The 26,645-nt window shown below is 73.0% G+C and carries 24 protein-coding genes and 1 tRNA gene; 17 read left to right on the forward strand and 8 right to left on the reverse strand.

Features of this window, described 5'->3' with window-relative positions:
* On the reverse strand, positions 1 to 756 hold a 756-nt coding region (locus tag ACTIDRAF_RS27195; RefSeq protein WP_016697502.1), incomplete at its 3' end, for a GGDEF domain-containing protein.
* Between the two features lie 518 nt (positions 757 to 1,274).
* A complete protein-coding gene (dusB, locus tag ACTIDRAF_RS0204425; RefSeq protein ID WP_016697503.1) occupies positions 1,275 to 2,417 on the reverse strand; it encodes a tRNA dihydrouridine synthase DusB in 1,143 nt (380 codons plus the stop codon).
* 407 nt (positions 2,418 to 2,824) lie between these two features.
* Here dusB and ACTIDRAF_RS0204435 point away from each other — a divergent pair, with 407 nt between their 5' ends.
* The 4 genes from ACTIDRAF_RS0204435 to ACTIDRAF_RS0204450 all read left to right on the forward strand — a co-directional run bounded on the left by ACTIDRAF_RS0204435 (position 2,825) and on the right by ACTIDRAF_RS0204450 (position 6,532).
* Complete coding sequence (locus tag ACTIDRAF_RS0204435) at positions 2,825 to 3,772, forward strand: DMT family transporter (protein WP_016697505.1); 948 nt, start codon at positions 2,825 to 2,827, stop codon at positions 3,770 to 3,772.
* A gap of 51 nt (positions 3,773 to 3,823) precedes the next feature.
* Complete coding sequence (locus tag ACTIDRAF_RS0204440; protein ID WP_016697506.1) at positions 3,824 to 4,753, forward strand: AEC family transporter; 930 nt, start codon at positions 3,824 to 3,826, stop codon at positions 4,751 to 4,753.
* 100 nt (positions 4,754 to 4,853) lie between these two features.
* Positions 4,854 to 4,926: transfer RNA gene (locus ACTIDRAF_RS0204445), tRNA-Lys, on the forward strand.
* A 436-nt stretch (positions 4,927 to 5,362) separates the two neighbouring features.
* The gene (locus tag ACTIDRAF_RS0204450) at positions 5,363 to 6,532 is read left to right on the forward strand and encodes an erythromycin esterase family protein (protein WP_016697507.1); all 1,170 of its coding nucleotides are present in this window, start codon (positions 5,363 to 5,365) and stop codon (positions 6,530 to 6,532) included.
* Positions 6,533 to 6,699: 167 nt separating this feature from the next.
* Here the strand turns inward: ACTIDRAF_RS0204450 and ACTIDRAF_RS0204455 are convergent, their stop codons facing one another.
* Positions 6,700 to 6,981: a hypothetical protein gene (locus tag ACTIDRAF_RS0204455; protein WP_016697508.1), complete on the reverse strand. Its 282-nt coding sequence runs from the start codon at positions 6,979 to 6,981 to the stop codon at positions 6,700 to 6,702.
* A gap of 429 nt (positions 6,982 to 7,410) precedes the next feature.
* Between ACTIDRAF_RS0204455 and ACTIDRAF_RS0204460 the strand changes: the two genes are divergently transcribed.
* Together ACTIDRAF_RS0204460 and ACTIDRAF_RS0204465 are read left to right on the forward strand one after the other, a co-directional pair.
* A complete protein-coding gene (locus ACTIDRAF_RS0204460; protein ID WP_016697509.1) occupies positions 7,411 to 8,292 on the forward strand; it encodes a helix-turn-helix domain-containing protein in 882 nt (293 codons plus the stop codon).
* 26 nt (positions 8,293 to 8,318) lie between these two features.
* Entirely contained in the window at positions 8,319 to 8,525 is a 207-nt protein-coding gene (locus ACTIDRAF_RS0204465) for a DUF397 domain-containing protein (RefSeq protein WP_026065773.1), read from the forward strand.
* 196 nt (positions 8,526 to 8,721) lie between these two features.
* On the opposite strand, the gene ACTIDRAF_RS35235 is transcribed toward ACTIDRAF_RS0204465, so the two are convergent.
* A complete protein-coding gene (locus ACTIDRAF_RS35235) occupies positions 8,722 to 8,856 on the reverse strand; it encodes a hypothetical protein (protein WP_016697511.1) in 135 nt (44 codons plus the stop codon).
* 470 nt (positions 8,857 to 9,326) lie between these two features.
* On the opposite strand from ACTIDRAF_RS35235, the gene ACTIDRAF_RS0204475 reads away from it, so the two are divergent.
* Entirely contained in the window at positions 9,327 to 10,232 is a 906-nt protein-coding gene (locus tag ACTIDRAF_RS0204475) for an alpha/beta fold hydrolase (RefSeq protein WP_016697512.1), read from the forward strand.
* Positions 10,233 to 10,305: 73 nt separating this feature from the next.
* On the opposite strand, the gene ACTIDRAF_RS0204480 is transcribed toward ACTIDRAF_RS0204475, so the two are convergent.
* Both ACTIDRAF_RS0204480 and ACTIDRAF_RS0204485 read right to left on the reverse strand, forming a co-directional pair.
* Complete coding sequence (locus ACTIDRAF_RS0204480) at positions 10,306 to 10,965, reverse strand: response regulator (RefSeq protein ID WP_016697513.1); 660 nt, start codon at positions 10,963 to 10,965, stop codon at positions 10,306 to 10,308.
* Positions 10,962 to 12,110 (reverse strand): sensor histidine kinase, encoded by a 1,149-nt coding sequence (locus tag ACTIDRAF_RS0204485; RefSeq protein ID WP_016697514.1) that lies wholly within the window; start codon positions 12,108 to 12,110, stop codon positions 10,962 to 10,964. Before ACTIDRAF_RS0204485 ends, ACTIDRAF_RS0204480 begins: the two co-directional genes overlap by 4 nt.
* A 641-nt stretch (positions 12,111 to 12,751) precedes the next feature.
* On the opposite strand from ACTIDRAF_RS0204485, the gene ACTIDRAF_RS27200 reads away from it, so the two are divergent.
* Positions 12,752 to 13,468 carry a hypothetical protein gene (locus tag ACTIDRAF_RS27200; protein ID WP_016697515.1) on the forward strand — a complete coding sequence of 239 codons (717 nt, stop codon included), beginning with the start codon at positions 12,752 to 12,754 and terminating at the stop codon, positions 13,466 to 13,468.
* 100 nt (positions 13,469 to 13,568) lie between these two features.
* Here ACTIDRAF_RS27200 and ACTIDRAF_RS27205 read toward each other — a convergent pair whose 3' ends face one another.
* Positions 13,569 to 14,144: a Rossmann-fold NAD(P)-binding domain-containing protein gene (locus ACTIDRAF_RS27205; protein WP_016697516.1), complete on the reverse strand. Its 576-nt coding sequence runs from the start codon at positions 14,142 to 14,144 to the stop codon at positions 13,569 to 13,571.
* Between the two features lie 144 nt (positions 14,145 to 14,288).
* Here ACTIDRAF_RS27205 and ACTIDRAF_RS27210 point away from each other — a divergent pair, with 144 nt between their 5' ends.
* The 4 genes from ACTIDRAF_RS27210 to ACTIDRAF_RS0204515 all read left to right on the forward strand — a co-directional run bounded on the left by ACTIDRAF_RS27210 (position 14,289) and on the right by ACTIDRAF_RS0204515 (position 18,944).
* Entirely contained in the window at positions 14,289 to 14,807 is a 519-nt protein-coding gene (locus tag ACTIDRAF_RS27210) for a hypothetical protein (RefSeq protein WP_157162834.1), read from the forward strand.
* Between the two features lie 492 nt (positions 14,808 to 15,299).
* Positions 15,300 to 16,316 (forward strand): GNAT family N-acetyltransferase, encoded by a 1,017-nt coding sequence (locus ACTIDRAF_RS0204505; protein ID WP_155886207.1) that lies wholly within the window; start codon positions 15,300 to 15,302, stop codon positions 16,314 to 16,316.
* Positions 16,317 to 16,456: 140 nt separating this feature from the next.
* The gene (locus ACTIDRAF_RS0204510) at positions 16,457 to 17,911 is read left to right on the forward strand and encodes a hemolysin family protein (RefSeq protein ID WP_016697519.1); all 1,455 of its coding nucleotides are present in this window, start codon (positions 16,457 to 16,459) and stop codon (positions 17,909 to 17,911) included.
* Complete coding sequence (locus ACTIDRAF_RS0204515; RefSeq protein ID WP_026065774.1) at positions 17,901 to 18,944, forward strand: hemolysin family protein; 1,044 nt, start codon at positions 17,901 to 17,903, stop codon at positions 18,942 to 18,944. Before ACTIDRAF_RS0204510 ends, ACTIDRAF_RS0204515 begins: the two co-directional genes overlap by 11 nt.
* A 39-nt stretch (positions 18,945 to 18,983) precedes the next feature.
* Here the strand turns inward: ACTIDRAF_RS0204515 and ACTIDRAF_RS0204520 are convergent, their stop codons facing one another.
* The gene (locus tag ACTIDRAF_RS0204520; protein WP_016697521.1) at positions 18,984 to 20,204 is read right to left on the reverse strand and encodes an ROK family transcriptional regulator; all 1,221 of its coding nucleotides are present in this window, start codon (positions 20,202 to 20,204) and stop codon (positions 18,984 to 18,986) included.
* A 207-nt stretch (positions 20,205 to 20,411) separates the two neighbouring features.
* Here ACTIDRAF_RS0204520 and xylA point away from each other — a divergent pair, with 207 nt between their 5' ends.
* The 5 genes from xylA (at position 20,412) to ACTIDRAF_RS0204545 (ending at position 26,626) form a co-directional block, all read left to right on the forward strand.
* A complete protein-coding gene (gene xylA / locus ACTIDRAF_RS0204525; protein WP_016697522.1) occupies positions 20,412 to 21,584 on the forward strand; it encodes a xylose isomerase in 1,173 nt (390 codons plus the stop codon).
* Between the two features lie 63 nt (positions 21,585 to 21,647).
* Positions 21,648 to 22,715, forward strand: coding sequence for an NAD(P)-dependent alcohol dehydrogenase (locus ACTIDRAF_RS0204530; protein WP_039785783.1), 1,068 nt, complete (start codon positions 21,648 to 21,650; stop codon positions 22,713 to 22,715).
* Positions 22,712 to 24,136: a xylulokinase gene (gene xylB / locus ACTIDRAF_RS0204535; protein ID WP_016697524.1), complete on the forward strand. Its 1,425-nt coding sequence runs from the start codon at positions 22,712 to 22,714 to the stop codon at positions 24,134 to 24,136. Before ACTIDRAF_RS0204530 ends, xylB begins: the two co-directional genes overlap by 4 nt.
* Before the next feature lie 205 nt (positions 24,137 to 24,341).
* Positions 24,342 to 25,430 carry a Gfo/Idh/MocA family protein gene (locus ACTIDRAF_RS0204540; protein ID WP_016697525.1) on the forward strand — a complete coding sequence of 363 codons (1,089 nt, stop codon included), beginning with the start codon at positions 24,342 to 24,344 and terminating at the stop codon, positions 25,428 to 25,430.
* Between the two features lie 164 nt (positions 25,431 to 25,594).
* The gene (locus ACTIDRAF_RS0204545) at positions 25,595 to 26,626 is read left to right on the forward strand and encodes a DUF6807 domain-containing protein (RefSeq protein WP_016697526.1); all 1,032 of its coding nucleotides are present in this window, start codon (positions 25,595 to 25,597) and stop codon (positions 26,624 to 26,626) included.
* Positions 26,627 to 26,645 lie beyond the last annotated feature (19 nt).

Consider the following 26,645-nt stretch of genomic DNA (forward strand, 5'->3'; position numbering starts at 1 on the left):
GGCCGCCCCGGCGAGCCGAGCCCGGCCCTGGTCCCGGTAGGCGACGGCGTTCCGGCCGGACTGCTTCGCCGTGTACAACAGGCTGTCGGCCTGGAGCAACTGCTCCTCGTGGTTCTCCGGAGGTCTCGCGGCGCCCTCCGCCGGCCGGGGCTGGTGGGCGAGCCCGATGCTCACCGTCACCCGGAGACCCGCCGTCAACTGCTGCCACGGGTGCCGCTCGATACGAGCCCGGGCGGTCTCGCAGACGGCCACGGCGGTGGCCTCGTCGATGTCGGGCAGCACCAACACGAACTCCTCGCCTCCGTACCGGGCGCAGAACGCCTCGCCCGGGAGTCCTTCCTGCAACAGGTCGACGACGCGCTGGAGCACCCGGTCACCGACCAGGTGTCCGTAGGTGTCGTTCACCTGCTTGAAGAGGTCCAGATCGACCAGGGCCACCGCGAGCCCCCGACCGGGGGTCCCGGCCCGGCCGAGGTCGGCCAGCATGCCGACGAGGCGCTGGTCGAGGTACCGGCGGTTGTAGCTGGCCGTCAGGTCGTCCCGCAGGCTCTGCTCGTGCACCTCGGCGTGTTCCCGCCGCAGGCGGTCGACCTCCCTGCGGAGCTGTTCCGGTACCCGGATGGGCTCGGAACCCTCGGTGCTCGCCAGGTCGAGCGCGGACCGCAGGTGCTGGTACGCCTCCCGCCACTGCCCCCGCGAGGCGTGGAGCGCCGCGATGGACTCGTGCAGGCGGACGAGACCCGAGGTGTCGATCATGTCGGCGAGGTGGTGCGCCCGCTCTCCGCGTCGCCTGGGGCCGCCGTCCCGAGAGCCGGCGGCAGCGCCCGTGCCCGTCTGCCCTCGCTCACGCCCCGGTCCGGACTCGCTGACATCGGGTTGCAGTACGGTCACCGCACACACCTCCCTACATGTCTGAGGTGTCGACTCTCCGACGGTGTCGCTTGAGGCGCCATCGCAGTGAAGTTTCGATTTCGCTCATCTGGCTGACCGTGGTGGCGACGTCCGCCGGGTTCCCGTTGGGCCGATCGCGGGTGCCCTCATCTCTCCGGTGGAGAGGCCGTGGCGGTAGCCGTGGAGCCGCCTCCTCCGGCGGCGGTCGCCGACGGACACCGGGAGTTCGACGGCGGGTCGTGTGGAGGTCGCTTCCTGGCCCACAGCCCAGTTTCCTGCCTCCACCCACCGCTGTCACTGTGCGATGGATGGATTGCCACGCGACACTCCGGTGCCGTAATCCAGGTTTATCCGCCGAAGCCCACTCGTTCGAGCGAGCCCGGTCATCCTCCCGAGTGGTCGATCTCGGCTCCCGCTGGCACGGTGTCGTCCTCGGCGTCGTTCAGCCAACCGGCGGGCAGGGCCACCTTGCCGGCCGAGCCCTGCCGGCCTCTCGGTCCCTCGGCGTCCGAGGGGAACGGGGCGGACGCGTCCAGCCTGCCCAGCAGGTCGGTGAGCTCGGCGATGCTCGTGATGAGCCCGAAGGACCGGCGCAGGTCGTTGCCCACCGGGAACCCGCGCAGGTACCAGGACATGTGCTTGCGCAGGTCGCGGCAGGCCTTGTCCTCCCCGAGGTGGTCCGCCAGCAGTTCCGCGTGGCGGAGCAGCACCCCCGCCACCTCGCCGAGCCTGGGAGCGGGCGGCACCGGACGACCGGCGAACACCGCCTCCAGATCGCGGAACAGCCAGGGGCGTCCGAGGCAGCCCCGCCCCACCACCACCCCGTCACAACCGGTTTCCCGGACCATGCGCAGCGCGTCGTCGGCGCTGAAGATGTCGCCGTTGCCGAGTACGGGAATGGTGCGCACGGCCTGTTTGAGCTCGGCGATCCGCGTCCAGTCGGCGGTGCCGGAGTACCGCTGCGCGGCGGTCCTGGCGTGGAGGGCCACCGCCGCCGCGCCCTCCTCCTCGGCGATCCGACCAGCGTCGAGGAACGTCGTGTGGTCGGCGTCGATACCGACCCGGAACTTCACGGTCACGGGAATCCCGGCGGGGGCGGCCTCGCGGACGGCGGCCCGGACGATGGAGGCGAACAGCCGACGTTTGAACGGCAGCGCCGCGCCGCCACCCTGCCTGGTCACCTTGGGGACGGGGCAACCGAAGTTCATGTCCACGTGGTCCGCGAGGTCCTCGTCGACGATCATGCGGACCGCGCGCCCCATCGTCACCGGGTCGACGCCGTAGAGCTGCATCGAGCGGGGGCGCTCGTCCTCGTCGAACCGGATCATGTGCAGCGTCCCCGGGTGGCGCTCGACCAGGGCGCGCGAGGTGATCATCTCGCACACGTAGAGACCCGCGCCGTAGCCGCGGCACAGCTGCCGGAAGGCGATGTTGGTGATGCCGGCCATCGGCGCGAGCACCACGGGCGGGTCGACCGCGTGCGGGCCGATCCGCAGCGCTGGCTTGGTCAGGGCCTCGGTAGTCACGTCCCCATTGTGGCCGTGACGGGGGACACCCCACGGGTGGAGGGCTGGTCGGTGGGCGGGCCGACGGGCCGCCTCCGGCCGACCGCGTTCGTCGAGCCCAGGCCGACCGCGTTCCTCGACGCCGAGCGGGGCGGCGCCCGGCGGCACGAGGGCCCGAGGATCCGCGCCCTGTCGTGGACCGACCAGGGCGGCGGACGGGACACTGCGGGCGCGGACCGGGCAGTGACCGTTGTCGCTTTGCGCCCCGCATCACTCCCGATCGGCCGGAACGGCCGCCGTCCCGCGTGGTCCAGCCTCCGTCGTACCTGGTCAGCGGCGGTGGGCGTCGACCAGTGCCCCGCCGGCGGAGGAGTGGGCGCGCGCCGGAGCCCGAAATGTCCCCTGGCCTCGGTGATTACCGTGTTCGAGTGACGACGGCAGGGGAGACAGCGGGCGGAGCCCGCACCTCGGGAACCGGAGACCGGACCTGGTTGGTCGCCTGCGCCGCCGCGCTGTGGGGCACGGACGGGCTCCTGCGCAAACCGCTGGCCGAGACCCTGCCCGCCTCCTCGGTGGTGTTCTGGGAACACCTGATCATCGTGCTGGTGATGCTGCCGTTCCTGCCGAGCGCCGTGCGGGCCTTCCGCCGCTCCGGGGTCCGGGAGCGGGTGGCGATGGTGACCATCGGCGTCGGCTCCTCGGCGCTGGCCACGGCGTTGTTCACCGCGGCCTTCGCGGTGGGCGATGGGATCACGCCACTGGTGCTCCAGAAGCTGCAACCCCTGTTCGCCGTCCTGGCCGCCTACCTCCTGCTCGGGGAACGGGTGCGGGCCCGCTACTGGGCCTTCGCGCTCCCCGCGTTGGCCGGAGCCTGGCTGCTCAGCTTCCCCGACCCGCTGTCCGTCCAGATCAGCGCCCTCCAGCCAGCCCTGCTGGCGATCGGGGCGGCGGTGCTGTGGGCCGCTGGCACCGTGCTCGGGCGGGTGGTGAGCCGTTCGATCCCAGCCCGTGACGTCACGGTCCTCCGCTTCGGGCTCGGGCTGCCCGCCGCACTGGCGGTGCTCACCGTTCAGGGCGATCCCCTCGCGGTGGGCTGGGAGAACGCGGTCGGTCTCATCCTGCTCGCGCTGATTCCCGGGCTGATCTCGCTCAGCGTGTACTACCTGGGGCTGCGGGGGACACCGGCCGCCAGGGCGACCCTCGCCGAACTCGCCTTCCCCGCCACCGCGGCGTTCATCGGCGTCACGGTGCTCGGCGAGCACCTCGTCGCCACCCAGTGGATCGGGTTCGTCGTCGTGATCACCGCGATCACCGCGCTGGGGTGGCACGAACGCGTGGGGCGCAGGGCGGTGCTGGCCGGCGCGCCACCGGCCTGACCCGCTCCGGGCGCCGGGGCGAGCGGAGGGCCGAGGAACGGGAGGAGTGCGGTGCAGGGCGTCATCGCCGGGTTCAGCGTCATCGCGGTGGTCATCGGGATCGGCTACCTCCTCGGTCGCACCGGGACCCTGGGGCCGTCCGGTCGGGACGTGCTATCCACACTGGCCTTCTTCGTCGCGACTCCCGCGTTGCTCTTCGAGACGCTCGCCACCGCCGACGTGGGAACGGTCTTCTCCCCCACGCTCGTGGTCACCGTCGCCAGCACCGTGGTCGCCGCGCTCGTCTTCGTCCTCGTCAGTTGGCTGGTACTGCGGCGTTCCGTCGCGGAGACCACGATCGGCGCGCTCACCGCGAGCTACGTCAACGCCGGGAACCTCGGTATCCCCATCTCGGTCTACGTGCTCGGGGACGCCGCCTACGCCGCACCGATCATGATCTTCCAGCTCGTCGTCATGACGCCCCTGTCGTTCGCCGTGCTCGACACGGCGACCGCCGGGCGGCGGCGTTCCCTGTGGCGCGTCTTCGCCCAGCCGCTGCGTAACCCGGTGACCATCGCGTCATTCCTCGGGCTGGGGGTGGCGCTGGCGGGCCTCCCGCTGCCCGAGCTGGTGCTCCAGCCGTTCCAGCTGGTCGGCGCGATGGCGGTTCCGGCGATGCTGTTGGCGTTCGGGATCTCGCTGCACGGCGGAGGCCGCCCCGGCAGCGGCCGGTACAAGCGGGACCTGTGGACCGCCGTGGCGCTGAAGAACCTGCTGCAACCGGTCGTGGCCTTCCTCCTCGCCCGCTACGCGCTCGGCCTGGAGGGGACCATGCTGCTCGCCGCGACCATCACCGCGGCCCTGCCCACCGCGCAGAACATCTTCGTGTACGCCATCCGCTACGACCGGGCCGTCGACCTGGCCCGGGACGCCATCCTCATCACCACGGTGGTCTCGGTGCCGGTGATCGTCACCATCACGGCCCTCCTGGCCCCCGGCTGACCCCGGAGGAGCGCCTCGGCGAGATGGGAGCCGGGGCCGAGCCCCGGCCACCGCGCTCCAGGAACCCCGGGCGCGTCGCGGTGGTCTAGAATGCCAGCGCGGGGCGTTAGCTCAATTGGTAGAGCTGCGGACTTTTAATCCGTAGGTTCTGGGTTCGAGCCCCAGGCGCCCCACCTCGCGCACGAGGCTCGAACCCTTGCCAATGGGATCGTTGGCCGGGGTTCGAGCTCGTTCTCCCGCATCGGGCGGGTCCGCTCCCGTGTCGTCGCCATCGTGGTGCCCTGCCGAGCCCCGAGCACCGGCCGGTCAGGCCCGGTGGCCACCACGCCGGGAACACGAGCAACGACACAACGGACGACGTGCCCATCCGGCACGGCGGTGCACCCGACGAGTCCCCACCGGAGCACCAGCCTCGGCGATCGGATCGCCACGCCAGGCCGAGCAACGGGTGGCCGACCTCAATGGCCAGCTGAATTCGCCCGGTTCGGCTGAGCTCGGTGAGCCGGGCGCGGCACCGGGCTCCTGAGCTCCGCCAGCCCGTGGACGCGGCTGAGGTGATCCGGCCGCACCCCTTGACCTCAACATATGTTGAGAGACGAGGCTGCTGGTATGAGCACGCCACCAGTCCTCCCGCCCGACCCGTCGCCTCCCGTCGCCGCATGGCTCACCACGCAGCCTGTCGGCGCGCGCCCGGAGCTGATCGCCGAGGCCGCCCGCGAGGCGGTGATCGTGGGCCTGGGTGTGAGCACCCGCGAGGCCCACGAGGTGTTCGCCTTCGTCACCGACACCACCTGGCTCCTGGTCGAGCGCGGGTTCACGACCATCGCCGTGCTCGACAACCAGCGCGTCGCCGACCTGTACGACCGGTACGTGTCCGGTGAGGACATCGACCTCGACCGCGCGCTCGCCCAGGCGTGGGGACCGTGGCAGGTCGTTGAGATGCGAGACGCGCTGGTCCGGTTGCGTGAGCTCAACCGGACCCGGGCCGGTGCTCGGGTGCGGATCGTCGGCGTGGCCAGCTCGCGCGTCCTGTCCTCGGACTATGACCGCGTCGTCGACCTGCTGGCCGGGATCGACGCCGGCACGGCCGTGAGGGTCGAAGCGCTCCTCGACGTCATCCGCGTCGCGCACGGCAGCGGCGAGCACGTCCTGCGCGCACGCGGCACCCACCCCGGCACGCCCTTCGTGGAGATGGCCCGCACAGCCCGAGCCCACACGGCCAGGCTGGCGCCCAGCGGCGAGAGGGATGCCGCGCTGGAGCTCCTCGACGCGGTGGTGGACTTCCACGCGAACGCGATCGGTGTCGGCCACGACATGGCTCGCGAGGAACACCTGGCCGCCGACCGGCTCCTGGACCACCACCGCCGCACCGGGGAGCGGATCGTGCTGTGGGAGGGCAGCGCCCACATCGCCGCGCACCCCGGCCCGATGCTCGGTTCACACCTGCGCACCGCGTTGGACGATCGGTATCTCGCCGTGCACATCACCTTCGGCCAGGGCCACATCACCAGAGCGACGATCCCCGCTCCGCGCGCGGACTCCATCGACGCACGACTCGCCGGCGCGCACGGTGAGCGCACCATCGACCTGCGCACACCACCCCCGGCGACGGTCGCGGGAGACCTCGGCCGCTCCTGGCCGACCAGGCTCATCTCCGGGCTGTACGACCCCGCCGACGATGACGAGCACTACTTCGACCTGCCCTCCCTCACCGGGAGCTTCGACGCGCTCGTGTACATCCCGACGATCACGCCCATCCGTCCACTCGCCGACGAATGACGTCCCGGCCGCTCCTACGAAACCCGGGCAAGGGGTGGGCATGCCAGCCAGCGGGTGACCTCGACCCAGGTCTGGGCGGCGGTGTACCGCGGCGGCTGCCCCGTACAGCGGCCGGAGCAGGGGCAGCGGCGGCTGAGATGGTCAGGACGGCACCGTCGTCGGACCGCTCACTCCCGCTGCCCCGGGTCAACGGCTTCCTCCAGCAACAGCACCGTGTTCGGTGAATCCGCCAGCTCGCGGCCCTGCTCGTCCAGCGCACTCATCTCGACCAACGCCCGGCCGGCCAGTTCGACGAACTTCCGAAGTGCTTCGCCCTCGTAGACCAACTCGAATGTCTGTGAGTGGCCGCTGACCGTGAACTCCACCGCGTCACTGCCGTTGATCCGGTATGTCATCTGACAGTCATCACGGATGCCAACCCACGAGCTGACGATCAGATCGCTGTACATGACGTCCCCCTCCTGGTGCTGTTCCAGAACGCGTGGTGGAGTGCCAGGAGGTTCGGGCGACGGCGAGCGCCCGCGACCGGGTGAGCGCCAGCTCCACACACTCCCCAGGAAGTGGCTGGATGCCGATGTGCTCGGTCTCGGCCGCGACCGACCTCGCTACTCGGTTTCGCTTCGTGTCGTCGGTGCGAATGGTTTCTCGCAGCTGGCTGTTCCGCACCCCAGCCCTCCTCCCCCGGCTCGATTCCCCGCCCCGTAGCCCTGGGCTAAAGTCGCCACCGCAGAACCTGCGGATTTTCCTGGGCGGTGTTAGATGTAGCTTACGACGAAAGTTCCGTCGTACATGCGCATAAACGGGTGAATCTGCTCGTGACTGTCGGTGGTCGCGGGGCCGTGCGTTGCCCCTGCGCCCCGGACGTGGAGGGTGTACCGATGTTCGTAGACGACCCGGTCGTCGCCCAGATCCAGCTCGGCATCCTGCTGCGCGAGCTGCGAGAGCGCGCCGGCCTCACCGCCGACGAAGCGCGCCGATCCGTCGACCTGTCGTCAGCGAGCATGAGCCGCATCGAGAACGGCAAGCAGGAGGCCAGGCCGGAGGTCGTCGCGGCACTGCTGGAGCTGTATGAGGCCGGAGACGCGGATTCGGCGGAAGCACTGCGGCTCGCGGCGGTGCCCAAACCGCGTGCCCGGCGTCGACGCAGTGCCTCGTACCAGGACGCCGCACCCAACTGGTTCACCCGCTTCCTCGTCCTGGAGGGTGAGGCCAGCGACATCTGCGTCTACGAGAACGAGGCGATCACCGGGCTGCTCCAGACTGCCGACTACGCGCGGGCGATCCTCCAGGCAGGCGCGCCGCTGGCCAGCAGGCAGGAGGTCGACAAACGGGTCGACCTGCGGATCGGGCGGCAACGCATCCTCACCCGCGACGAGCCACCACCAGCCAAGGTCGAGGCGATCCTGCACGAGGCGGCACTGCACAGGGTCATCGGCGACGACGCGGTCATGGCAGCCCAGCTGGCGCACCTGCTCGACATCGGCGAGCGCGCGAACGTCGACATCCGCGTACTGCCCTTTCGGCCCGAACCCACGTCCAACCACGACGAGTCGTTCGTCGCCGGAGCGCGGTTCACCTTGTTGAAGCTGCCCGAACGAGGCACGATGCTCTACCTCGACGACTTCGCCGGAGCGACCTACCCCGAGGACATCACCGTCATCCAGGAGTATGCCGCCGCGTACCAGCGGTTGCGCAACGTCGCACGGGATCCGGGGTCGTCCCGCGAGCTGATCGCTAAACTGGTTGAACGATACCGATGACCAGACAAGGAGAGGAGGTGGCTGCGATGGTTCCAGTGGACCCCGGCCAGCTCCGATGGCGTACCAGCAGCTACACCGCGAGCAACGGCTCCTGCGTCGAAATCGCGCCTGTGGGCGGCGGCGCCGCGATCCGCGACACGAAGGACCGGGACGGCGGCATCCTGATCGTGAGCGAACGCTCCTGGAACACCTTCCTCGCGGCGGTCAAGGCGGGCAGAGCGGGTAGCGCCTAGTCCAGCTCCTCGAGGTTGCCGGGGCGGGCGTCCCACCCCTTCCTGTCCGAACCCCTCGGGTCCACCGGCCCGGCGCACCGTCGGGGCGGCTCGATGTCCCATCGGTGAAGCGAATCCCACCTCGCCGGTGCTCCGGTCGACTCGCGTCGATCCGGGTGGTCGGCGGGTCGGCGCCGACCCGGGTTCCGTCACAGGATCAGCAGGGCACCGGGCCGAACCGGGTCCAGGCGACGACCCCGGCCACGGGGTTCGAACTCCCACTTCCCCCGTGCACGACGATGGCCCCGATCACCAGCGGCACCACCCCGCGGGCGGCGATCGGCGGCGGCACCGGTCAGGAGGTTGAGCGGGCCCGGCACGTTCGTGCCCGCCGCGTCCACCGCGTCCGGTTCGGCCGCCCAGCCCCGTTCCCTCCCCCGCCCGTCCCGGGTCGTCTCTCCGCCGGTGGGCGATCGCGGCCAGCGGGTCACGGCCGGGCCGTCCTTGGGGAGGTGGGATCGCCGCCCAGAGCGGGCGGCACCTCCGTCGCGACCGACGCGCACGAACCGTCGCCGGTGTGGCTCCGCGCTGTCCCCCGAGCGAGCTACACGCGAGTGTCCACCGAGTGGTGACGACATGGCGCCCGTGGCTCCGTAGCTTCTTGACCAGCGATGGCGTGGGGCGGTGAACCCCGCACCGGGCCAGTGGTTCGACCGGCTCGCCCGGCCCCCGACTTCCCGTGCCGTGCCAGCGACACCGCTTCCGGCACGCCCGCGTCATCGCGTGCCGGTCCGCCCACAGCTTCCGCACCTGGAGTTCCTCATGACCCGTAAGGCATCCGTCGCGGCCGCGTTGTTGGCCGCCGTGGCCGGGACCGCGTTGGCGGGCTGCGACGCGGCCCCGCAGCCCTCCCCGGCCCCCTCCGCGAACGCCACCTCGACCGCCGGCGAGCCACGGGACGCGTTCACCGGCGTCTCGTCGATCGACGTCGACGGCCGTTCCGTGCGGGTGTCCTGTTCGGGCGACCCGGTGGAGGGCAGGCCGGTCGTCGTCCTCCTGCACGGGGGAGGCGACGGGCTCGCGGAGCTGGCGGACCTCCAGGAGACCCTGGGTGAGCGGGACCGGGTCTGCTCCTACGACCGCCTCGGCGCCGGTGACAGCGACGAGCCAGCCGGCCCGCAGACCCTCGACAGCACCGGGGAGGTCCTGACCGAGGTGATCGACCAGGTCGCCGGCGACGCCCCGGTCGTCCTGGCCGGGCATTCCCTCGGCGGGCTGATCGCCGCCCGGTACGCCCCCGACCACCAGGACCGGGTCCGCGGCCTCGTCCTCATCGACGCCACCTCCCCGACGCAGGGCGCGGACCTCCGGGCGAGCATCCCGGAATCAGCCACCGGGCCGGCGGCCGAGCTGCGGGACCAGACCCTGGCCGTCTTCGAGGGGGAGTGGCCCGAGCGGCTGGCGGTCGCCGACGGCGAGGTCGCCTCCGCCGGGGACATCCCGGTGGAGGTCCTCCAGCACGGCGGGGACTACCTCACGGCCATTCCCGAGTACGGGCCGGACCTGGAGCGGGCGTGGTCCGAGGGGCAGCGGAAGTGGCTGGCCGTGTCGAGCCAGAGCACCCTGAGCACCGCGAGCGACAGTGGGCACCACATCTACCTCGACGAACCCGAGGTCGTGGTCGAGGCGATCCAGCGGGTCGTCTCCGAAGCGGCGGACCCCTCGTAGGCGCCGAACCGCCGCTTCCCGGCGCGGGCTGGTGCTGGTCGCCGCCCGCGCCACGCGCCTGGCGGCCGAGCGATCAGGTGACCAGGCCGTTGCGGTAGGCGAAGACGACGGCCTGGACGCGGTCGCGCAGTCCCAGTTTTCCGAGCATGCGGGACACGAAGGTCTTGACGGTCTCCTGGCTGAGCACCAGTGCCGTGGCGATCTCCCTGTTGGAAAGGCCGTCCGCGACGAGCCGGAGCACCTCGAGTTCACGCGGGGTCAGCGGCAGGTCGTTCGGAGCGCTGGCCGCCGGCCGGATCCGCGTCGCGTACCTGCCCACGAGCTGCCGCGTCACCTCCGGCGCCAACAGCGCCGCGCCCGACGCCACGGTCCGGATGCCGTCCAGGAGCTGGCTCGGCGGAGCGTCCTTGAGCAGGAACCCGCTCGCCCCGGCGCGCAGCGCCTGGTAGACGTACTCGTCCAGGTTGAACGTGGTCACCACGAGCACCTTGACCGGTTGGGCGACGTCGGCACCGGCCAGGAGGCGGGTCGCCTCGATGCCGTCGAGCACCGGCATCCGCACGTCCATCACGACCACGTCCGGCTCCAGCCGGCCGGCCAGCGTGACGGCGGTCTTCCCGTCCCCGCACTCGCCCACCACGTCGAGGTCGGGTTGCGCGTCGATGATCGTCACCAGCCCGGTGCGGACCAGCACCTGGTCGTCGCAGACCAGGACGCGGATCGGAGCGGTCATGACGGGACCCCGGTCGGGAGGCGGGCCCGCACGAGGAACCCGCCGTCGGCGTCCCGGCCGGCGGTGAACTCGCCGTCGAGGGCGTCGACCCGGTCGCGCAGCCCGGCGAGGCCCCGGCCGTTCCCGCCTGGTGAGCCGGCCGAGGTGCCGGAACCGTCGGTGCTGACCTCCACGGTGATCTCCTCCTCGCCGTGCCGCACCCGCACCCGGGTGCCGCTGCCGTGCGCGTACTTGAGGGCGTTGGTCAGTGCCTCCCGCACCACGCGGTAGGCGACCGGACCGGCACGCCCGGCCACCGTCGAGGGGGTGCCCTCCTCCGTGAACTCCACGGGTTGCCCGGCCTGGCGTGTCCGCTCGACGAGCGCGCGGAGCTCGTCGGAGGACGACGACTGGACCTCGTGGTCCGGACTGAGCACGTCGAGCAGGTGCCGCAGGTCGGAGATGGCACGCCGGCCGGTGGCGGTGACCGAGGTCAGGCTCTGGTCCAGGCGTTCGGGCGCCGAGGTGAGGTAACGGGCGGCCTCGGCCTGCACGACCATCGCCGTCACGTGGTGGGTGACCACGTCGTGGAGCTCCCGCGCGATCCGGGCGCGTTCGGCGGCACGGGTGTCCTCGGCGACCCGGCGGCGACGTTCGGCCTCCAGCAGGCGGGTGGAGCGCAACCACGTCCCGACGGCCCAGAAGAGGACCAGCGCCAGGTAGAAGGTCAGGACCTCCGCGAGCGGCTCACCGGCGCCGAGCAGGGGGAACGCGGCGGCGAACGGCACGTACGCCGCGGAGAACCCGAGTGCGGTGGCCCGCCGCCGCCGGTCGAGCCGTGACCCCGCGTTCAGCAGGGCGAGCGGCAGGGCGGTGCCCGCGAACGAGTGGTAGCCCAGGAGCTGGTCGGCGGCGAAGCCCACGGACACCAGCGCGAGGCAGGGCACCGGCCACCGCCGGCACGCCACCAGCGGGAGGCACTGGAGGGCGATCGCCACGACGGCCAGGACGTCGAACGGGCGGTCCGGCATCCCGCCGAACCTCGTTCCGTGACCGTGCGACGCCGGTACCAGCGACCCGACGAGGAGCACCAGTCCCAGCAGGGAGTACCAGGCCGTGCCGCCGAACCGTTGCCACGACTCCGGGATCCACCTCGGGTTGATCACCGGGGAAGCCTAGTGGCGGCCCCTCGGACGAGTGACAAGCTCCCGGAGCTGGCCGTCGCTGAGCGGGGGAGGTGGTGCCGGGGTGAGCGCCCCCAGGGGGCCGTGGCGGCGGGATCGGTGGCCGTCGCCGAGGATCGCGGTACCCGCTCGCCGGCGTGGGGGCGTGCGGTCGCGCCGTTCGGTGCCTGGTGGGGAGCTTGGGTGTTCCCGAGGGGTCGCCAGGCGCGATGTCCTGAACCGGGCGAGCAGTGCCCGAACGCGTGGCTGGAACCCGAGGCACCGAACGAGGCGGGAACGACCAACACCTCCCGTCCCACCTCGTCGGTGCTGTGGCCTGGCATCGATCGGGATCCGGGGCCGGAGCGAGGGCGTGCCAGCCGGACCCGATCGCCTGGTGCGGCCGTCGCCGGTCGCCGTCCTCGCGTGGCCTGCCGCCTGTCGGCGCGGTGGTAGCGTCGGCCCGCCGCCTGCCCGACAGGCCGGCTGTCGAGCGTCGCGAGCTCGTCCCGGTGTCGACTCGAAGGCTGTAACGGCGGGTCGCTGGCCGTCGATCTCCGGGGCGACACGGTGGCCCTCGGCGGGAGAGCGTCGGTGGACATACCAGCTGACGTCGGACGGGCGTCGTGGTGAGGGGGAGGGACATGACGAGCCAGGAAGGCACGCGGGGCGACCAGACCGGTGCGGTCGCCACCGGCGGCAGGGGGCCTCGCGGCTTCTGGTACTACCCGGTGGTCCTCGTTTCGCTGGGCCTGTTCGCCTGGGTGCCGTTCGCCCACGCGGCGTCCAGGCTGCGCACCCCCAAGGCGCGGAGGTACGCCTGGCTGTTCGGCGCCATCGACGCGGTCCTCTACGTCCTGGTGTTGGCCACGCCCGAGACGGGGCCCGAGGGCGAACCCTCGGTGGGTGCGTTCGGCGGGCTGTTGGCGTTGACCGCCATGATCCTGGGTTGTGTCCTGATCTCGCCGTTGCGCCGCCAGGTGTACGAGGGGGCTCCCCAGGAGGGCGCGCCCGCGTCCGCGTCCGATCCCGCCGTCGCCGCGGCCCTCGCCGCGCGGGCGAAGCGCGACGAGGCCCGCACCCTCGTCGCGGATGACCCGCTGCTCGCCAGGGAACTCAAGATCGGCCGTCCCGACCTGGCGGGCACCTACGACGACGGCGGCCTGGTCGACCTCGGTGCCGCCCCGGCCGAGGCGATCGCCCAGACCTGCGGCCTCACCCCGGAGCAGGCCGCGACCATCGTGCGGACCAGGGGACAGCAGGGGACGTCCTTCTTCACGGTCGAGGAGTTGCTGATCGCCGCGGAGCTCCCGGTGGAGGTCTGGGACCGCGTGCGGGACCGGGCGATCCTGCTCGTCTGACCCGGCCGCCGGGAACCGGCACGGTTCGCCTGCCCCCTGTCGACCCGACAGCCAACAATGTGGTGGCAGGGCACCCCGGTGCGGGGTGCCCTGACCGCTGTCAGCCGCCGAAGGCGGCGGCGTTCTCCCGGACCCACCGCTCGAAGGCCCGAGGCGGGTGACCGGTGACCTCCTCGACGGTGGGTTGTGGCACGGCCCCCTGCCGGGGCGGATTGGTCCGCATCTCGAGGAAGAACTCGATGTGTTCCTGGGTGAAGCCGGCCGCCCGCCAGCCGGCCACCGCCTCCTCACGGGTCTGTTCGACGTACCGGATCTCCCGCCCCAGCACGTCCGAGATCGTCCGGACCTTGTCGTGCACGGTGAGGGCCTCCGGCCCGGTCACCCAGTACTCGCGTCCACCGTGGCCCCCCTGGACGAGGGCGGTGGCGGCGACGGCCGCGATGTCGGCCTCGTGCACGATCGCGCTCCGGACGTCGGGGAACGGTTCGGTGACGTACCCGCGTTCCCGGAGGGTCTCCGCCCACTCCAGCAGGTTCGACATGAACTCGCCCGGGGTCAGCGCCGTCCACTCCAGGTCGCTGTCGGCGGCACACTCGCTCGGCCGGATGAGCGCGGTGGCGTGTCCCCTCGCTACCGGCCAGCCGACCAGCGGGGAACGGCGGAGCGGCGGGACCACCCCGACTGGGTCGGTTTGGGGGCCACGACCGCGGGTAGGTCTTGCGGGCCGGTGGTACGCGGCGGAGCGGGGACGCGGTCCTCGGCCAGGGCTGGATGGCCCTGGCCCGGCTGGCCGTGCCCTGGCGGGGGAGGGAGGCGGCCGATGGGCGCGTTGGTCGCGACGCGACGACTCGCGGTGGTACCCGGCTGGTGGCGTCGCGCCCGCGTTCCCGCTGGCGGGTCGCTCCGCCGGCGCCGAGGCGGGATGGGCACGGTTGCCGGGATGGTCCTCCAGCTCCGGGGGAACGGTCGGACGACGCTGCGGGTGCGCGGTTGGCGCGGCGGCCGTGTGGTCGCCAGGCCCGTCCTCGTCACCCGGTACGAGGGCGGCCGATACCTCGTGTCGACGATTTCCGGTTCGGAGTGGCTCGCCGACGTGCGTGCCGCCCGAGGCCGGGCCGTGCTCGGCCGGGGGCGGAGGCCGGTGCGCCTGGTGGAGGTCGATCCGGCCGACAGGGCACCCGTGCTGCGTCGGCGCCTGGAGTGGCGTGGGAGCCGCTGGCCGGGACGCCCCCTGCCCACCGGGCTGTCCGAACCGGATTTCGCGCGGGCGGCCCGGCACGTGCCCGTGTTCCGCGTCCTACCAGTCGGAGGTCGGCGGTCGCGTTCCCGCCGTGGTTGACCGCCCGCCGGAGCCGCGCCGTGCGCCTGCCGGCCCCGCGCCGCCCCCGGCGGAAGCGGGCGGATCCCGTTCCCGCGCCGCGCGGTGCACCCGGTGGGGCCGCCGGGTGCTCTGAGGGCCGGGGCGTGGGGCAGGGCGTCCCCGACATCTGAGGTGCGACGTCCGGGCAGGTGACGGTGGATCCCCCACCCGGACTCCCGGCGGCATGCGGTCGGCCCCGACCACCCCCAACGCGGTCGGCGGCCGGGGTCGAAGTGAGTGGTCCCTCGTCCCGGGCGGTGCGTGGCGGCGTGCGAGGAACGGTCACCGGTGGACGGGGGAGAGCCGAGCACCGAACGAGATCGGGTCGACCTGGAAGTGATTCACTGTCCCCACGTAATCATCAACACTCGATGGATACCTCGCTTTACCCGATCGAGTCCCGTATCAATAATGGGTCATGGTCGCTGCGGTGAGATCGACGGGTGACGGGCTATCGGTAGGGCTTCTGGTATGACTGGCCATCGCGTGGAGACGCGAGGCGCCGGGGTGCCGCGACCACGCACGGCCGAGGATTCGGCGAGGCTGGAACGAGACGTTCTCCGGACCTACGCCTACGCCATCCGAGTGCGGGAGGACTTCGACCCGCAGGTACGCGGCCCGTCGAGGCGCGGTTCCTCCCGCTCGGCCGGTGGTCCGCAGCGACTCGCCCTCTACATGAGACTCCTGGTCCGCAGCGTCGACAGCGATCCGTCACGGCTGGCCGCGACACGGCAGGTCTGCCGTCGTCGCTCGGAGGGCCACACCGCGACGGAACTCGACGACGACCGCCGGCAGGTGTACCGGGTCGCGGCCGACCTGGTGGGACAGGCACTCGACACCATCGAGCCCCGTGGGCCGGTGGACGGCCGACAGCGCGGACCAGCCGGGGCGGGGACGCCCTTCGGCACCACGGAGCCCTACGTCCAGGGCTCCTGGCACCGGCACGGCGCGGTGCGCCGTGGGTTGCGCCGGCTCAACCCCGTGTACTGGCTGCGGAGACTCCGCGCCGAGCAGCTCAGGCTGGTGCACCGCCGGCCGGCCCGCCCGGCCGGGATCCAACGCATCGAGGTGCGGCAGGGGCGGACCGCCGTCGGCTGGATGCTCTTCCAGGTGTGCGCGGAGTGCCGGCTCGGGTACGTCGGCAACGTGGTCGTCGACGACGCGTTCCGTGGGCGCGGGCTGGGGAGGCGGATGGTGCTGGCGGCCCGCGAGCTGGCGCCCGGGTGCAGCTGGTTGACCACCAGCCAGTACGACACGGCGGAAACGTTCTGGCGCGAGATGGCGCGCCGGACCGGTGACGCCTACCGCGAGGTGAGCGGGGTGTCCGCCTGCCCGCACACCGGGCACGAGGTGATGCGGTACGCCGCAGGGGCGGACGTGCGGCGCAGCGTTCCGCTCACCCGGGTCGAGCTGCCCGCCGACCTGGCGGCACGCGGCCCGCGCGGGCCGGTGGGCGGGGCGCCCCGCCCCGGCCGTCCCCGCTCCTGATCCCCGGGAAGGTGGTCGGGGGGCCTGGTGGTGCCCGCTCCTGATCTCGGGGGAGGGGCGGCGGGTTTGGTCCTCCGGCCGGTGGGGCACCAAGGCGGTACCGTCGATCCACGGTCGGCGATCATCCGCGGGGGTTGTCTGTGACCGAGTGGTTGCTGTTGGGCGTCGTGGTCCTGCTGGTGTTCCTGAACGCGTTGTTCGTCGCCGCCGAGTTCAGCCTCGTCACGGTCGACCGCGCCACCGTCGAGGAGCGGGCCCAGCGCGGGGACGCCCGTTCCGCCGGGGTCCTCTCCGCGCTGCGGACGCTCTCGACCCAGCTGTCCGGCGCGCAGCTGGGCATCACCGTGACCAGTCTCGTCGCCGGGTACGTCGCGGAGCCCTCCCTCGGCGCGTTGCTGGTCGGCCCGCTCGACGCCGTCGGTCTGGGGGCCGCCGCCTCCGGCGTGGCGTTCACCCTGGCGTTCGTCCTGGTCACCGCCTTCCAGATGGTGCTGGGTGAGTTGCTGCCCAAGAACTGGGCGATCGCGAGGCCCCTCGTGGTCGCGCGGGCGGTCGCCGGTGCCCAACGTGGTTTCACCGCGCTCGCCCGCCCCCTGCTGCGGGTGCTGAACGGCAGCGCCAACGCACTGCTGCGGGCGGTCGGTGTCGAGCCCCGGGAGGAGCTGGCCTCGGCGAGGTCCGCGCAGGAACTCGCGTCACTGGTGCAGCGGTCCGGTGAGGAGGGCACGCTCGACTCGGGGACGGCGCGCCTGGTCACCCGGTCCCTCGAGTTCGGCGAACGCACCGCGGGGGACGTGATGACCCCGCGCGGGCGGGTGCGCTTCGTCCGGGCGGACGCGCCGGTGTCCGAGGTGGTCTCCCGAGCCAGGGCCACCGGCCACTCCCGGTTCCCGGTGGTCGTCGACGACCTCGACGACCTGGTGGGGGTGGTGCACCTGAAGCACGCGGTCGCGGTCCCCGTCGACCGCCGGGCCGCCACCGAGGTGCGGGCGGTCGTCTCCGACGCCCTGCTCGTACCGGAAACGCTGCCGCTCGACCCGTTGCTGGTCCGGCTGCGGGGGTACGGGCTGCAGCTGGGGGTGGTCGTCGACGAGTTCGGTGGCACCGCCGGCGTGGTCACCTTGGAGGACGTGGTCGAGGAGATCGTCGGGGACATCAGCGACGAGCACGACCGGCCGGTGTCCCAGGCGCGCCGACTCGCCTCGGGGGCCTGGCTGCTGTCCGGGTTGCTCCGGCCGGACGAGATCGCCGAGATCACGGGGACCGCGCTGCCCGAACACCCCGACTACGACACGGTGGCCGGGCTGGTGAGCCACCTGCTGGGCCGCATCCCCGAGGTCGGTGACGAGGCCAGGCTGGCGCTGCCGGGCCAGGAGGTGGTCCTCACCGTTCGGCGTCGGGACGCGCTCCGGGTCGATCTGGTGGAGCTCCTGGTGCGGGACGAGGCCGAGGGAGAGCCCGGCCGGCGCGCCGGTCCGGATGCCGAGCCGGGTGACCCGGCGTCGGGTTCACCGGGTGGGACGAGCCGGGGCGACCCCGGCCCGCACGGCCGGGGCGGCCGCGCGGATCGAGGGGGTGAGGACCGTGACCGGTGAGCTCACCGCCCTGGTCGTGGCCGTCGCGCTGCTTGCCGGCAACGCCTTCTTCGTCGGAGCGGAGTTCGCCCTCATCTCGGTGCGGCGCACCCAGTTGGAACCGCGGGTCCAGGCGGGTTCCCGGGTCGCCCGGCTCACCCTGCGCGCCGTGGAACGGGTGTCGTTGATGATGGCCGGCGCGCAGCTGGGGATCACGATGTGCTCCCTCGGCCTGGGCGCGGTGGCCGAGCCGGCGGTCGCGCGGCTGTTGGAGGGGCCGTTCGAGGCGTTGGGGGTTCCGGCGGGGCTGGTCCACCCGGTGGCCTTCGCGGTCGCGATGGCGGTGGTCGTCTACCTGCACATGGTGTTGGGGGAGATGGTGCCGAAGAACCTGGCGGTCGCGGGCCCCGTGCCCGCCGCCCTGGTGCTGGGGCCGCCGCTCTACCTGCTGGTCACCATCCTGAAACCCGCGATCGTGGTGCTCAACGCGGTGGCGAACGGCCTGCTCCGGCTTCTGCGGGTCGAACCGAGGGAGGAGGTGGCGTCGGCCTTCACCCGGGAGGAGGTGTCCGCGCTGGCCGCCGAGTCCCGGCGGGAGGGACTGCTGGACGCGGACGAGTACCGGCTGCTCACGGGTGCGCTGGCGCTGCCGGAGAGCAGTGTGCGCTCGGTGCTGCTCCCCTTGGCCGACCTGGACGCGGTACCGACCTCCGTTACGCCGGCCGACCTCGAGCGGGCGGCGACCCGCACCGGTTTCTCCCGGTTCCCGGTGGTCGACGACGCGGGAGAACCGGTCGGCTACCTGCACCTGAAGGACGTCCTCGAGGAGGACCCGGCGCGGCGGGAGCGGCCGGTGCCCTCGGAGCGGGTGCGGCCCCTGATCGGCGTGCGGCCGGAGGACACGCTGGAGAGCGCGTTGGGGTTGATGCGTCGGCACCGCGCGCACGTCGCGGCCGTGCGGGGCGCGGACGGGCGGACGCTGGGGATCGTGGCGCTCGAGGACGTGGTGGAGGAGCTGGTGGGGGAGATCCGGGACGCCACCCGTCGGCGCTGATCCCGGCCACGCCCTCCGTCCCCGGGGCCGGGTTCCGGCTCAGGTGGGCGGTCCGACGAGGAAGGGCTCCGGGTCGTCGAGGATTCCCCGCACCACCCAACCGGCGGCCCCCTGGACCGCGGCCCGGCTGCCGAGCACCGAGGGTTCCACCGCGACCGGTGCCCAGCCGGAGGACACCACCCGGCGGTCCAGCTCGGCCAGCAGCGGTGAGCGCAGCCACGGTTCGAGCCTGGCGTAGGTCCCCCCGAGCACGACGGTCGGGATGTCCAGGAGGTTGATCACGTCGGCCATCGCGATCCCGAGCCAGCGTCCCGTGTCGGTCACCGCCGTCAGCGCGACCGGGTCGTCGTCACCCAGCCGCCGGAGGAGCTCGGCCATCCCGTCCCCGGTACCGTCCTCGGCCTCGGCCGGAACGCCCGCGGCCGCGAGCACGGCAGCCCGCCCGGCGAGTCGTTCGAGGCAGCCCCGGCCGCCGCAGGAACAGGGCGGACCGGCCGGGTCCACCGAGAGGTGCCCGATCTCGCCGCCGAAGCCCCGCACGCCGGGGAAGAGCTCCCCGGCCACCACGAGGCCGGCCCCGATGCCGATCTCGCCGGACACGTGCACGAAGTCGCGGCGGTCCTCCCGACCGCCGAACCAGAGTTCGGCGAGGCCCGCGAGGTTCGCCTCGTTCCCCACGAGCAGGGGGCGGTCGGTGACACCCGTGCGGGCGCGGAGTTCGTCGTGGAGCGGGACGTCGCGCCACCCCAGGTTGGGCGCGTTCCGCAGCAGGCCGGTCGAGGATTCCACCAGGCCGGGCACCGCCACGCCGACGCCGCCCACCGACACCCCGAGCCGGTCGGCCTCCTCGCGGGCCAGCCCGACGAGGTCGGCCACCTGGGAGAGGCCCTCCTCCACCGTCCGACCCCGACGTCCCACGTCCCGCGTCCAGCTGACGCGGACCCGGCCGGTGAGGTCGACCAGCGCGCAGGAGAGGGTGTCCACGCCGATCTCGACGCCGAGCCCGTGCGGACCGGCGGGGGACAGCGACAGCGCGGTGCCGCGCCGCCCTCGGCCGACCCGGTGTTCGGGGCCGCCGTCCACGACGAGCCCGGCCGTGAGCATCCGGTCGACGAGGCTGGAGACGGTGGCCTTGGTGAGACCGGTCCGCGCGGCGACGGACGCCCGCGACAACCCGCCGGCCGCCGCGATGGTGTTGAGCACCAACGCCGAGTTGTGCCTGCGCACGGTGTGCTGCCCGGCCGGGCCCGACTGGTTCACCCGGCCACCCTAGTTTCCGGCCGGTTCCCGGAGGACGAGCGCGGTGCGGTCCTGCTGGCCCCGGCCCCCGGACGGGGGAACGTCGGGCCTCGCCGCACCGGGTGCCGGGGGAGCCGGGCCGGTCGTGGTCCGGGCGGAGGGTTGACCCGACCGGACCGCCCGCGTACAAATTCAGTCATCAAACTATTTCGGGTACCGGGAGGCAGCGTGGCCGAGAAGCCGACTCGCGAGGACAGGTTCAGCTTCGGACTGTGGACCGTCGGCTGGCGGGCGAACGACCCCTTCGGGGACGCCACCCGGGCGGCGCTGGACCCGGCGCGGGCCGTGCACCGACTCGCCGAACTCGGCGCCTGGGGCATCACCTTCCACGACGACGACCTCATCCCCTTCGGGAGTGACGACGCCGCCCGCGACGGCCACATCGGACGCTTCAAGAAGGCCCTCGAGGAGACCGGGCTCGTCGTCCCGATGGTGACGACCAACCTGTTCGGCCACCCGATCTTCAAGGACGGGGCGCTGACCAGCAACGACCGGTCGGTGCGCCGGTTCGCGCTGCGGAAGGTCATGCGCAACATGGACCTCGCCGCCGAACTCGGGGCGACCACCTACGTGCTCTGGGGAGGTCGCGAGGGCTCCGAGACCGACGCCGCCAAGGACGTCGCCGCCGCGCTGGACCGCTACCGCGAGGGCGTCGACACGCTCGCGCAGTACTCCATCGACCAGGGCTACGGCCTGCGGTTCGCCATCGAGCCCAAGCCCAACGAACCGCGCGGGGACATCCTGCTGCCCACGATCGGCCACGTGCTGTCCTTCGTGTCCACCCTGGAACACCACGAGCTGGTCGGCGTGAACCCCGAGGTCGGCCACGAGCAGATGGCCGGCCTGAACTTCGTCCACGGGATCGGCCAGGCGCTGTGGCAGGGCAAGCTCTTCCACATCGACCTCAACGGGCAGAAGGGACCGCGCTACGACCAGGACCTCGTCTTCGGGCACGGGGACCTGCTGTCGGCGTTCTTCCTCGTCGACCTCCTCGAGCACGGCGGTTACGACGGCCCCCGGCACTTCGACTACAAGCCGCTGCGCACCGAGGACACCGACGGCGTCTGGGCCAGCGCCGCGGCGAACATGCGCACCTACCTGCTGCTGAAGGAGCGGGCCGCCGCCTTCCGCGCCGATCCCGAGGTCCAGGCCGCGTTGGAGGCGTCCCGGGTGCCGGAGCTGTCCCAGCCCACCCTCGCCCCCGGCGAGTCCGTGGCCGACCTCCGCGCCGACCGCACGGCGTTCGAGGACTTCGACGTGGAGGCCGTGGCGCGCCGGGGTTACGGTTACGTCGATCTGGCCCAGCTGGCGCTGGAGCACCTGGTCGGCGCTCGCGGCTGACCCGAGACCGTCCTGGGTGTGGCGCGCCCGGCTGGGCGCGCCACACCGAGCACGGGGGTGAAGATGACCAGGCAGCGCGTGGCCGTCCTGGACCGCGTCGGTCACGTCAGGACCGAGGAGCGGGCGGTGCCGGAACCGGGAGCGGGGCAGGTCCTGGTCCGGGTCGCCGCCGTCGGCGTCTGCGGGTCCGACGTCCACTACTACGAACACGGCAGGATCGGGGACTTCGTCGTCGACTCGCCGCTGGTACTCGGCCACGAGGCCTCCGGCACCGTGGTCCGACTCGGCCCGGAGGTCCTCGGCCCGGAGGTGGGCCAGCGGGTGGCGCTGGAACCGCAGAGCACCTGCGACCGGTGCGAGCAGTGCGCGCGGGGCCGCTACAACCTGTGCCCCAACGTGGTCTTCTTCGCCACGCCACCCGTGGACGGGGCGTTCGCCGAGTACGTCGTCGTCGACGCCCGCCGGGCCCACCCGGTCCCCGACGAGCTGTCCGACGAGGCCGCCGCCCTGATCGAGCCCCTGGCCGTGGCCGTCCACGCCGCCGCCAAGGCCAGGGTGGAACCCGGGCAGAGCGTCCTGGTCAGCGGCGCCGGGCCCGTCGGACTGCTGTGCGCCCAGGTCGCGCTCGCCAGGGGCGCCGGTCGGGTGACCGTCACGGACGTCAACGAGAACCGCCTGCGGGTGGCCCACCGCCTCGGCGCCCACCAGGTGCTGAACGTGGCCGAGGAACCCGACGCGGACCTGGCACCCGTCGAGGTGGTGCTCGAGTGCAGCGGCGCGGCCCGCGCCGTCGAGTGGTCGGTGCGCAGGGCGGCGGCGGCCGGCACCGTCGTCCTGGTGGGGATGGGCGCCACCGTGACCTTGCCGCTGGACCTCATCCAGGCCAGGGAACTGTGGATCACCGGTACCTTCCGGTACGCCCACGCCTACCCCGCCGCGATCGCCCTCGCCTCCTCGGGGGCCGTCGAGCTCGACGGCCTGGTCACCGGCCGGTTCGACCTCGACGGTGTGGAGGACGCGCTCCTCTCCGCCCGCCGGGACCCGACCGCGCTCAAGTCCGTGGTCAGCCCCGGGGGACTTCCCCGGGCGTCGGCACCAACCACCTCCGACCGAGCAGGAGAACAGGCATGACCGAGCAGCGCACGCTCGTCGCCGGCATCGACTCGTCCACCCAGTCCTGCAAGGTGGTGGTGCGGGACGCCGACACGGGGGAGCTCGTCCGACAGGGGCGGGCGGGTCACCCGGACGGGACGGAGATCGACCCGGCCCTGTGGTGGAAGGCCTTAGGCGAGGCGGTGGACCAGGCAGGAGGGCTCGACGACGTCCAGGCGCTCTCGGTGGGGGCCCAGCAGCACGGCATGGTGTGCCTCGACGAGGCGGGGGAGGTCGTCCGGCCGGCCCTGCTCTGGAACGACACCCGGTCCGGGCAGGCCGCGCTCGACCTCCGCGCCGAACTCGGCGCGGACGGTGCGGGCGACCGGGCCTGGGCCGAGGCGGTCGGGGTCGTCCCGGTCTCCTCCTTCACCGTGACGAAGCTGCGCTGGTTGGCGCGCAACGAGCCGGCGGCCGCCGAACGCACCGCCGCCGTCGCGCTCCCCCATGACTGGCTCACCTGGAAACTCGCCGGCGCCGCCGGGATCGAGACCCTCGCCACCGACCGAAGCGACGCCAGCGGCACCGGGTACTGGTCGGCCACCACCGGGGAGTACCGGCGCGACCTGCTGACCCTCGGCCTCGGCCACGACGCGGTGCTGCCCGAGGTGCTGGGCCCGAAGGACACCGCCGGCCGCACCCCGGCAGGGGCCGCGCTGGGGGCCGGGGCGGGTGACAACGCGGCCGCCGGTCTCGGTGTCGGCGCGCGCCCCGGCGACGTCGTCATCTCGATCGGAACCTCCGGCACCGTGTTCGCCGTCGCCGACAACGCGGTCGCCGACCCCAGCGGCATCGTCGCCGGGTTCGCCGACGCCACCGGCCGGCACCTGCCGCTGGTCTGCACGCTCAACGCCGCCCGGGTGCTCGACGCGGTCGCCGGCACGCTCGGGGTCGGCCTGGACGAACTGGGCCGCCTCGCCCTGTCCGCCCCGGCGGGCAGCGACGGGCTCGTCGTCGTCCCCTACCTGGAGGGGGAGCGGACCCCCGACCGCCCGGACGCCACCGGTTCGGTGCACGGTCTGACGTTGCGCACCTCCACGGCCGCCCACCTCGCCAGGGCGGCGGTCGAGGGCATGCTGTGCGGCCTGGCCGACGGGCTCGACGCCCTCATCGCCCAGGGAGTCCGCTGCGACCGGGTCCTGCTGGTGGGTGGCGGCGCCCGTTCGGAGGCGGTGTGCCGCATCGCCTCGGCACTGCTCGGCCGTCCCGTGGTGGTGCCGGCTCCCGGGGAGTACGTGGCCGACGGCGCGGCGCGGCAGGCCGCGTGGCTGCTCGCGGGCGGCGCCGAGCCGCCGGAGTGGGCCATCGGCGACACGCTCGGCTACGACGAGGACCCGGCCCCCCAGGTGCGGGAACGCTACGCCGAGGCCCGCGACAAGGTGCTGCCCCAGATCGGGTGACGCCGGACGGCTCCCCGCCGTGCCTCCGGGTGGCCCGGCCAGGGTGCGCCGAAGCCGTGGAGGAGCCGCCCGTCGCCGGTGGCGGAGCCAGGAACCGGGCCTGTCAGGGCGGGGTGGGGACTCCGCCCTGACGTACGTGGCCGGCACCGGCCGCCTGTCCCGTTGTGGCCGCTCCGTTCCCGTGCTGGTGTGAAACAAAGGAACGATGGGACGAACGCGCATCGCCATCGTCGGCACGGGGGGCATCGCCCACGCCCACGCCGACGGGCTCAGCGGGCTGACCGAGCGCGCCGAGCTGGTCGCGGCCGTCGACGTGGACCAGGGGCGGCTCGACGAGTTCGCCGCGCGGTGGGGTGTCGAGAACCGGTACACCGACCTGGCCACCGCGTTGCGGGAGACGGCCCCGGACCTCGTGCACCTGTGCACGCCACCCGGAGCGCACCACGAGCAGGCCATCACCTGCCTGCAGGCGGGCGTGTCGGTGCTGTGCGAGAAACCCCCGACCCTCTCGCTGGCCGAACTCGACGACATCCTGGCCGCCGAACGGGCCGGCGGTGCCCGGTTCGCGACCGTCTTCCAGCACCGGTTCGGCAGCGCCGCGCTGCGCCTGCGACGCCTGGTCGAGGCGGGTGACCTCGGCCGGCCGCTCGTCGCGGTCTGCCACACGCTCTGGTACCGGCCCGACGAGTACTTCGCCGTGCCGTGGCGCGGCAACTGGGAGGTCGAGGGCGGTGGCCCCACGATGGGCCACGGCATCCACCAGATGGACCTCCTGCTCTCCGTGCTCGGCGAGTGGACCGAGGTCACCGCCGTCGCCGACCGGAAGGCGCGCCCCACGGCCACCGAGGACGTGTCCTGCGCCGTCGTGCGCTTCGAGAACGGGGCGGTGGCGACCGTGGTGAACTCGCTGCTGTCGCCCAGGGAGACCAGTTACCTGCGGTTCGACCTCGAGCACGCGACCGTCGAGGTGGAACACCTCTACGGGTACCGGGACCAGGACTGGCGGGTCACGCCGGTGCCGGGACGGGAGGCCGAGGTGCGCGAGGCCTGGGACACCGGGGAGCCGGACGTGGCCAGCGGGCACCGCGCCCAGTTCGACGCGCTGCTGACCGCCCTCGAGGGCGGGCTACCGCTGCCCGTGTCGGTCGTCGACTCCCGGTCCACCCTGGAGCTGGTCGCCGCGATCTACGCCTCCTCCTTCACGGGGGTAGCCGTCCGCCGAGGCGAGATCACGGCCGGTCACCCCTTCCACGGCCGGATGAGCGGCGGCGCGGTGCCGTGGCCCTCCCCCTGAGAAAGCGCTGTCCCCGACGGCGGGCGGACGGTGCGGCGAAGCGTGCCGGGGTGGCCGTGCCACCCCGGCGCCAGCGCGCCCCGGCGTGCCCGCAGGACAACCGCCCGGGCTGACCCCGGCCCCGAACCCGACACCACGACCCGACCAGCGGAGGCGAGCCGTCCGTGCACACCGAGTACGCCACCCCCCGTCCGGAGCGACCGTCCTCCGGCCCCCTGCCCACGTCGACCGAACCAGCCGCGGCCGGCCTCGGCCTGCGACATGAGGCGGAGCGTTCGCTCCAGGTGACCGTGGACGGGCGGGAGATCGTCCGCTACGTCTACCGGCCGTGGGATGTCCAGCTGGAGTCCCCCCGACCGTTCTTCCACCCCCTGCGGACGCTCGGCGGAGACCTGGTCAGCCTCTTCCGCCCGCATGACCACGTGTGGCACCGGGGCATCGCCTGGTCGCTGCCGCACGTCGGTGAGGACAACTTCTGGGGCGGCCCCACCTACGTGACGGGCAGCGGATACCAGCAGTTGGACAACGACGGATCCATGGACCACGAGGGCTTCGGCCGGGCCGAGCTCTCCCGGGGCGCCGCCGTCGTCGACGAGGCGCTGCGCTGGCACAGCCAACAGGGCGTGCCGAGGATCGCCGAACACCGCCGCTTCGCGGTCGAACTCGCTCCAGAGGTCGACGCCTGGGTGTTGGCCTTCGAGTCGACGATGACCAACCTCGGAGCCGAGGCGGTCGCCTTCGGCAGCCCCACCACCAAGGGCAGGGAGAACGCCGGCTACGGCGGCTTCTTCTGGCGGGGCCCCCGGTCGTTCACCGGAGGGCGGCTCGAGCTGCCCGGGACCACCGGAGCCGACGAACTCATGGGAGAACGGGCGCCGTGGGCGGCGTTCGTCGGCCAGCACGACGACCACGGCCGGTGGTCGACGCTCACCTTCGTCGACGACGAGGCCAACGCGGCGGCCACCGGGGTCGGCCAACCCACCCGGTGGTTCCTCCGGTCGGACCCCTTCGCGGCGGTCTGCCCCGCGCCCTTCTTCGACACCGAGGTCGACCTCGCCCCGGCGGCGGCGCTCACCCTGCGGTACGCGGTCGTGATCGCGGACGGAGACCGGGGGCAGGACGGCTGCGCCCGGCTCGCCGAGGCCGGGGCGCGCTCGCTCGCCGCACTCGCGGCCGACGAGGGGGACCGGCGGTGACCGGCGGGGCCGGGCGGGG

The sequence above is a fragment of the Actinoalloteichus spitiensis RMV-1378 genome (assembly GCF_000239155.1).
GTDB classification, from domain to species: Bacteria; Actinomycetota; Actinomycetes; order Mycobacteriales; family Pseudonocardiaceae; genus Actinoalloteichus_B; species Actinoalloteichus_B spitiensis.

Excerpts from the sequence above, each read along its gene's own strand:
- ACTIDRAF_RS0204475 (WP_016697512.1), top strand. The coding sequence starts at position 9,327 with ATGACCCGTAAGGCATCCGTCGCGGCCGCGTTGTTGGCCGCCGTGGCC.
- ACTIDRAF_RS0204465 (WP_026065773.1), top strand. The coding sequence starts at position 8,319 with ATGGTTCCAGTGGACCCCGGCCAGCTCCGATGGCGTACCAGCAGCTAC.
- ACTIDRAF_RS0204460 (WP_016697509.1), top strand. The coding sequence starts at position 7,411 with ATGTTCGTAGACGACCCGGTCGTCGCCCAGATCCAGCTCGGCATCCTG.
- ACTIDRAF_RS0204530 (WP_039785783.1), top strand. The coding sequence starts at position 21,648 with ATGACCAGGCAGCGCGTGGCCGTCCTGGACCGCGTCGGTCACGTCAGG.
- ACTIDRAF_RS0204480 (WP_016697513.1), bottom strand. The coding sequence starts at position 10,965 with ATGACCGCTCCGATCCGCGTCCTGGTCTGCGACGACCAGGTGCTGGTC.
- ACTIDRAF_RS0204450 (WP_016697507.1), top strand. The coding sequence starts at position 5,363 with ATGAGCACGCCACCAGTCCTCCCGCCCGACCCGTCGCCTCCCGTCGCC.
- ACTIDRAF_RS0204455 (WP_016697508.1), bottom strand. The coding sequence starts at position 6,981 with ATGTACAGCGATCTGATCGTCAGCTCGTGGGTTGGCATCCGTGATGAC.
- ACTIDRAF_RS0204505 (WP_155886207.1), top strand. The coding sequence starts at position 15,300 with ATGACTGGCCATCGCGTGGAGACGCGAGGCGCCGGGGTGCCGCGACCA.
- ACTIDRAF_RS27200 (WP_016697515.1), top strand. The coding sequence starts at position 12,752 with ATGACGAGCCAGGAAGGCACGCGGGGCGACCAGACCGGTGCGGTCGCC.
- ACTIDRAF_RS0204540 (WP_016697525.1), top strand. The coding sequence starts at position 24,342 with ATGGGACGAACGCGCATCGCCATCGTCGGCACGGGGGGCATCGCCCAC.
- xylB (WP_016697524.1), top strand. The coding sequence starts at position 22,712 with ATGACCGAGCAGCGCACGCTCGTCGCCGGCATCGACTCGTCCACCCAG.
- ACTIDRAF_RS27210 (WP_157162834.1), top strand. The coding sequence starts at position 14,289 with ATGGGCGCGTTGGTCGCGACGCGACGACTCGCGGTGGTACCCGGCTGG.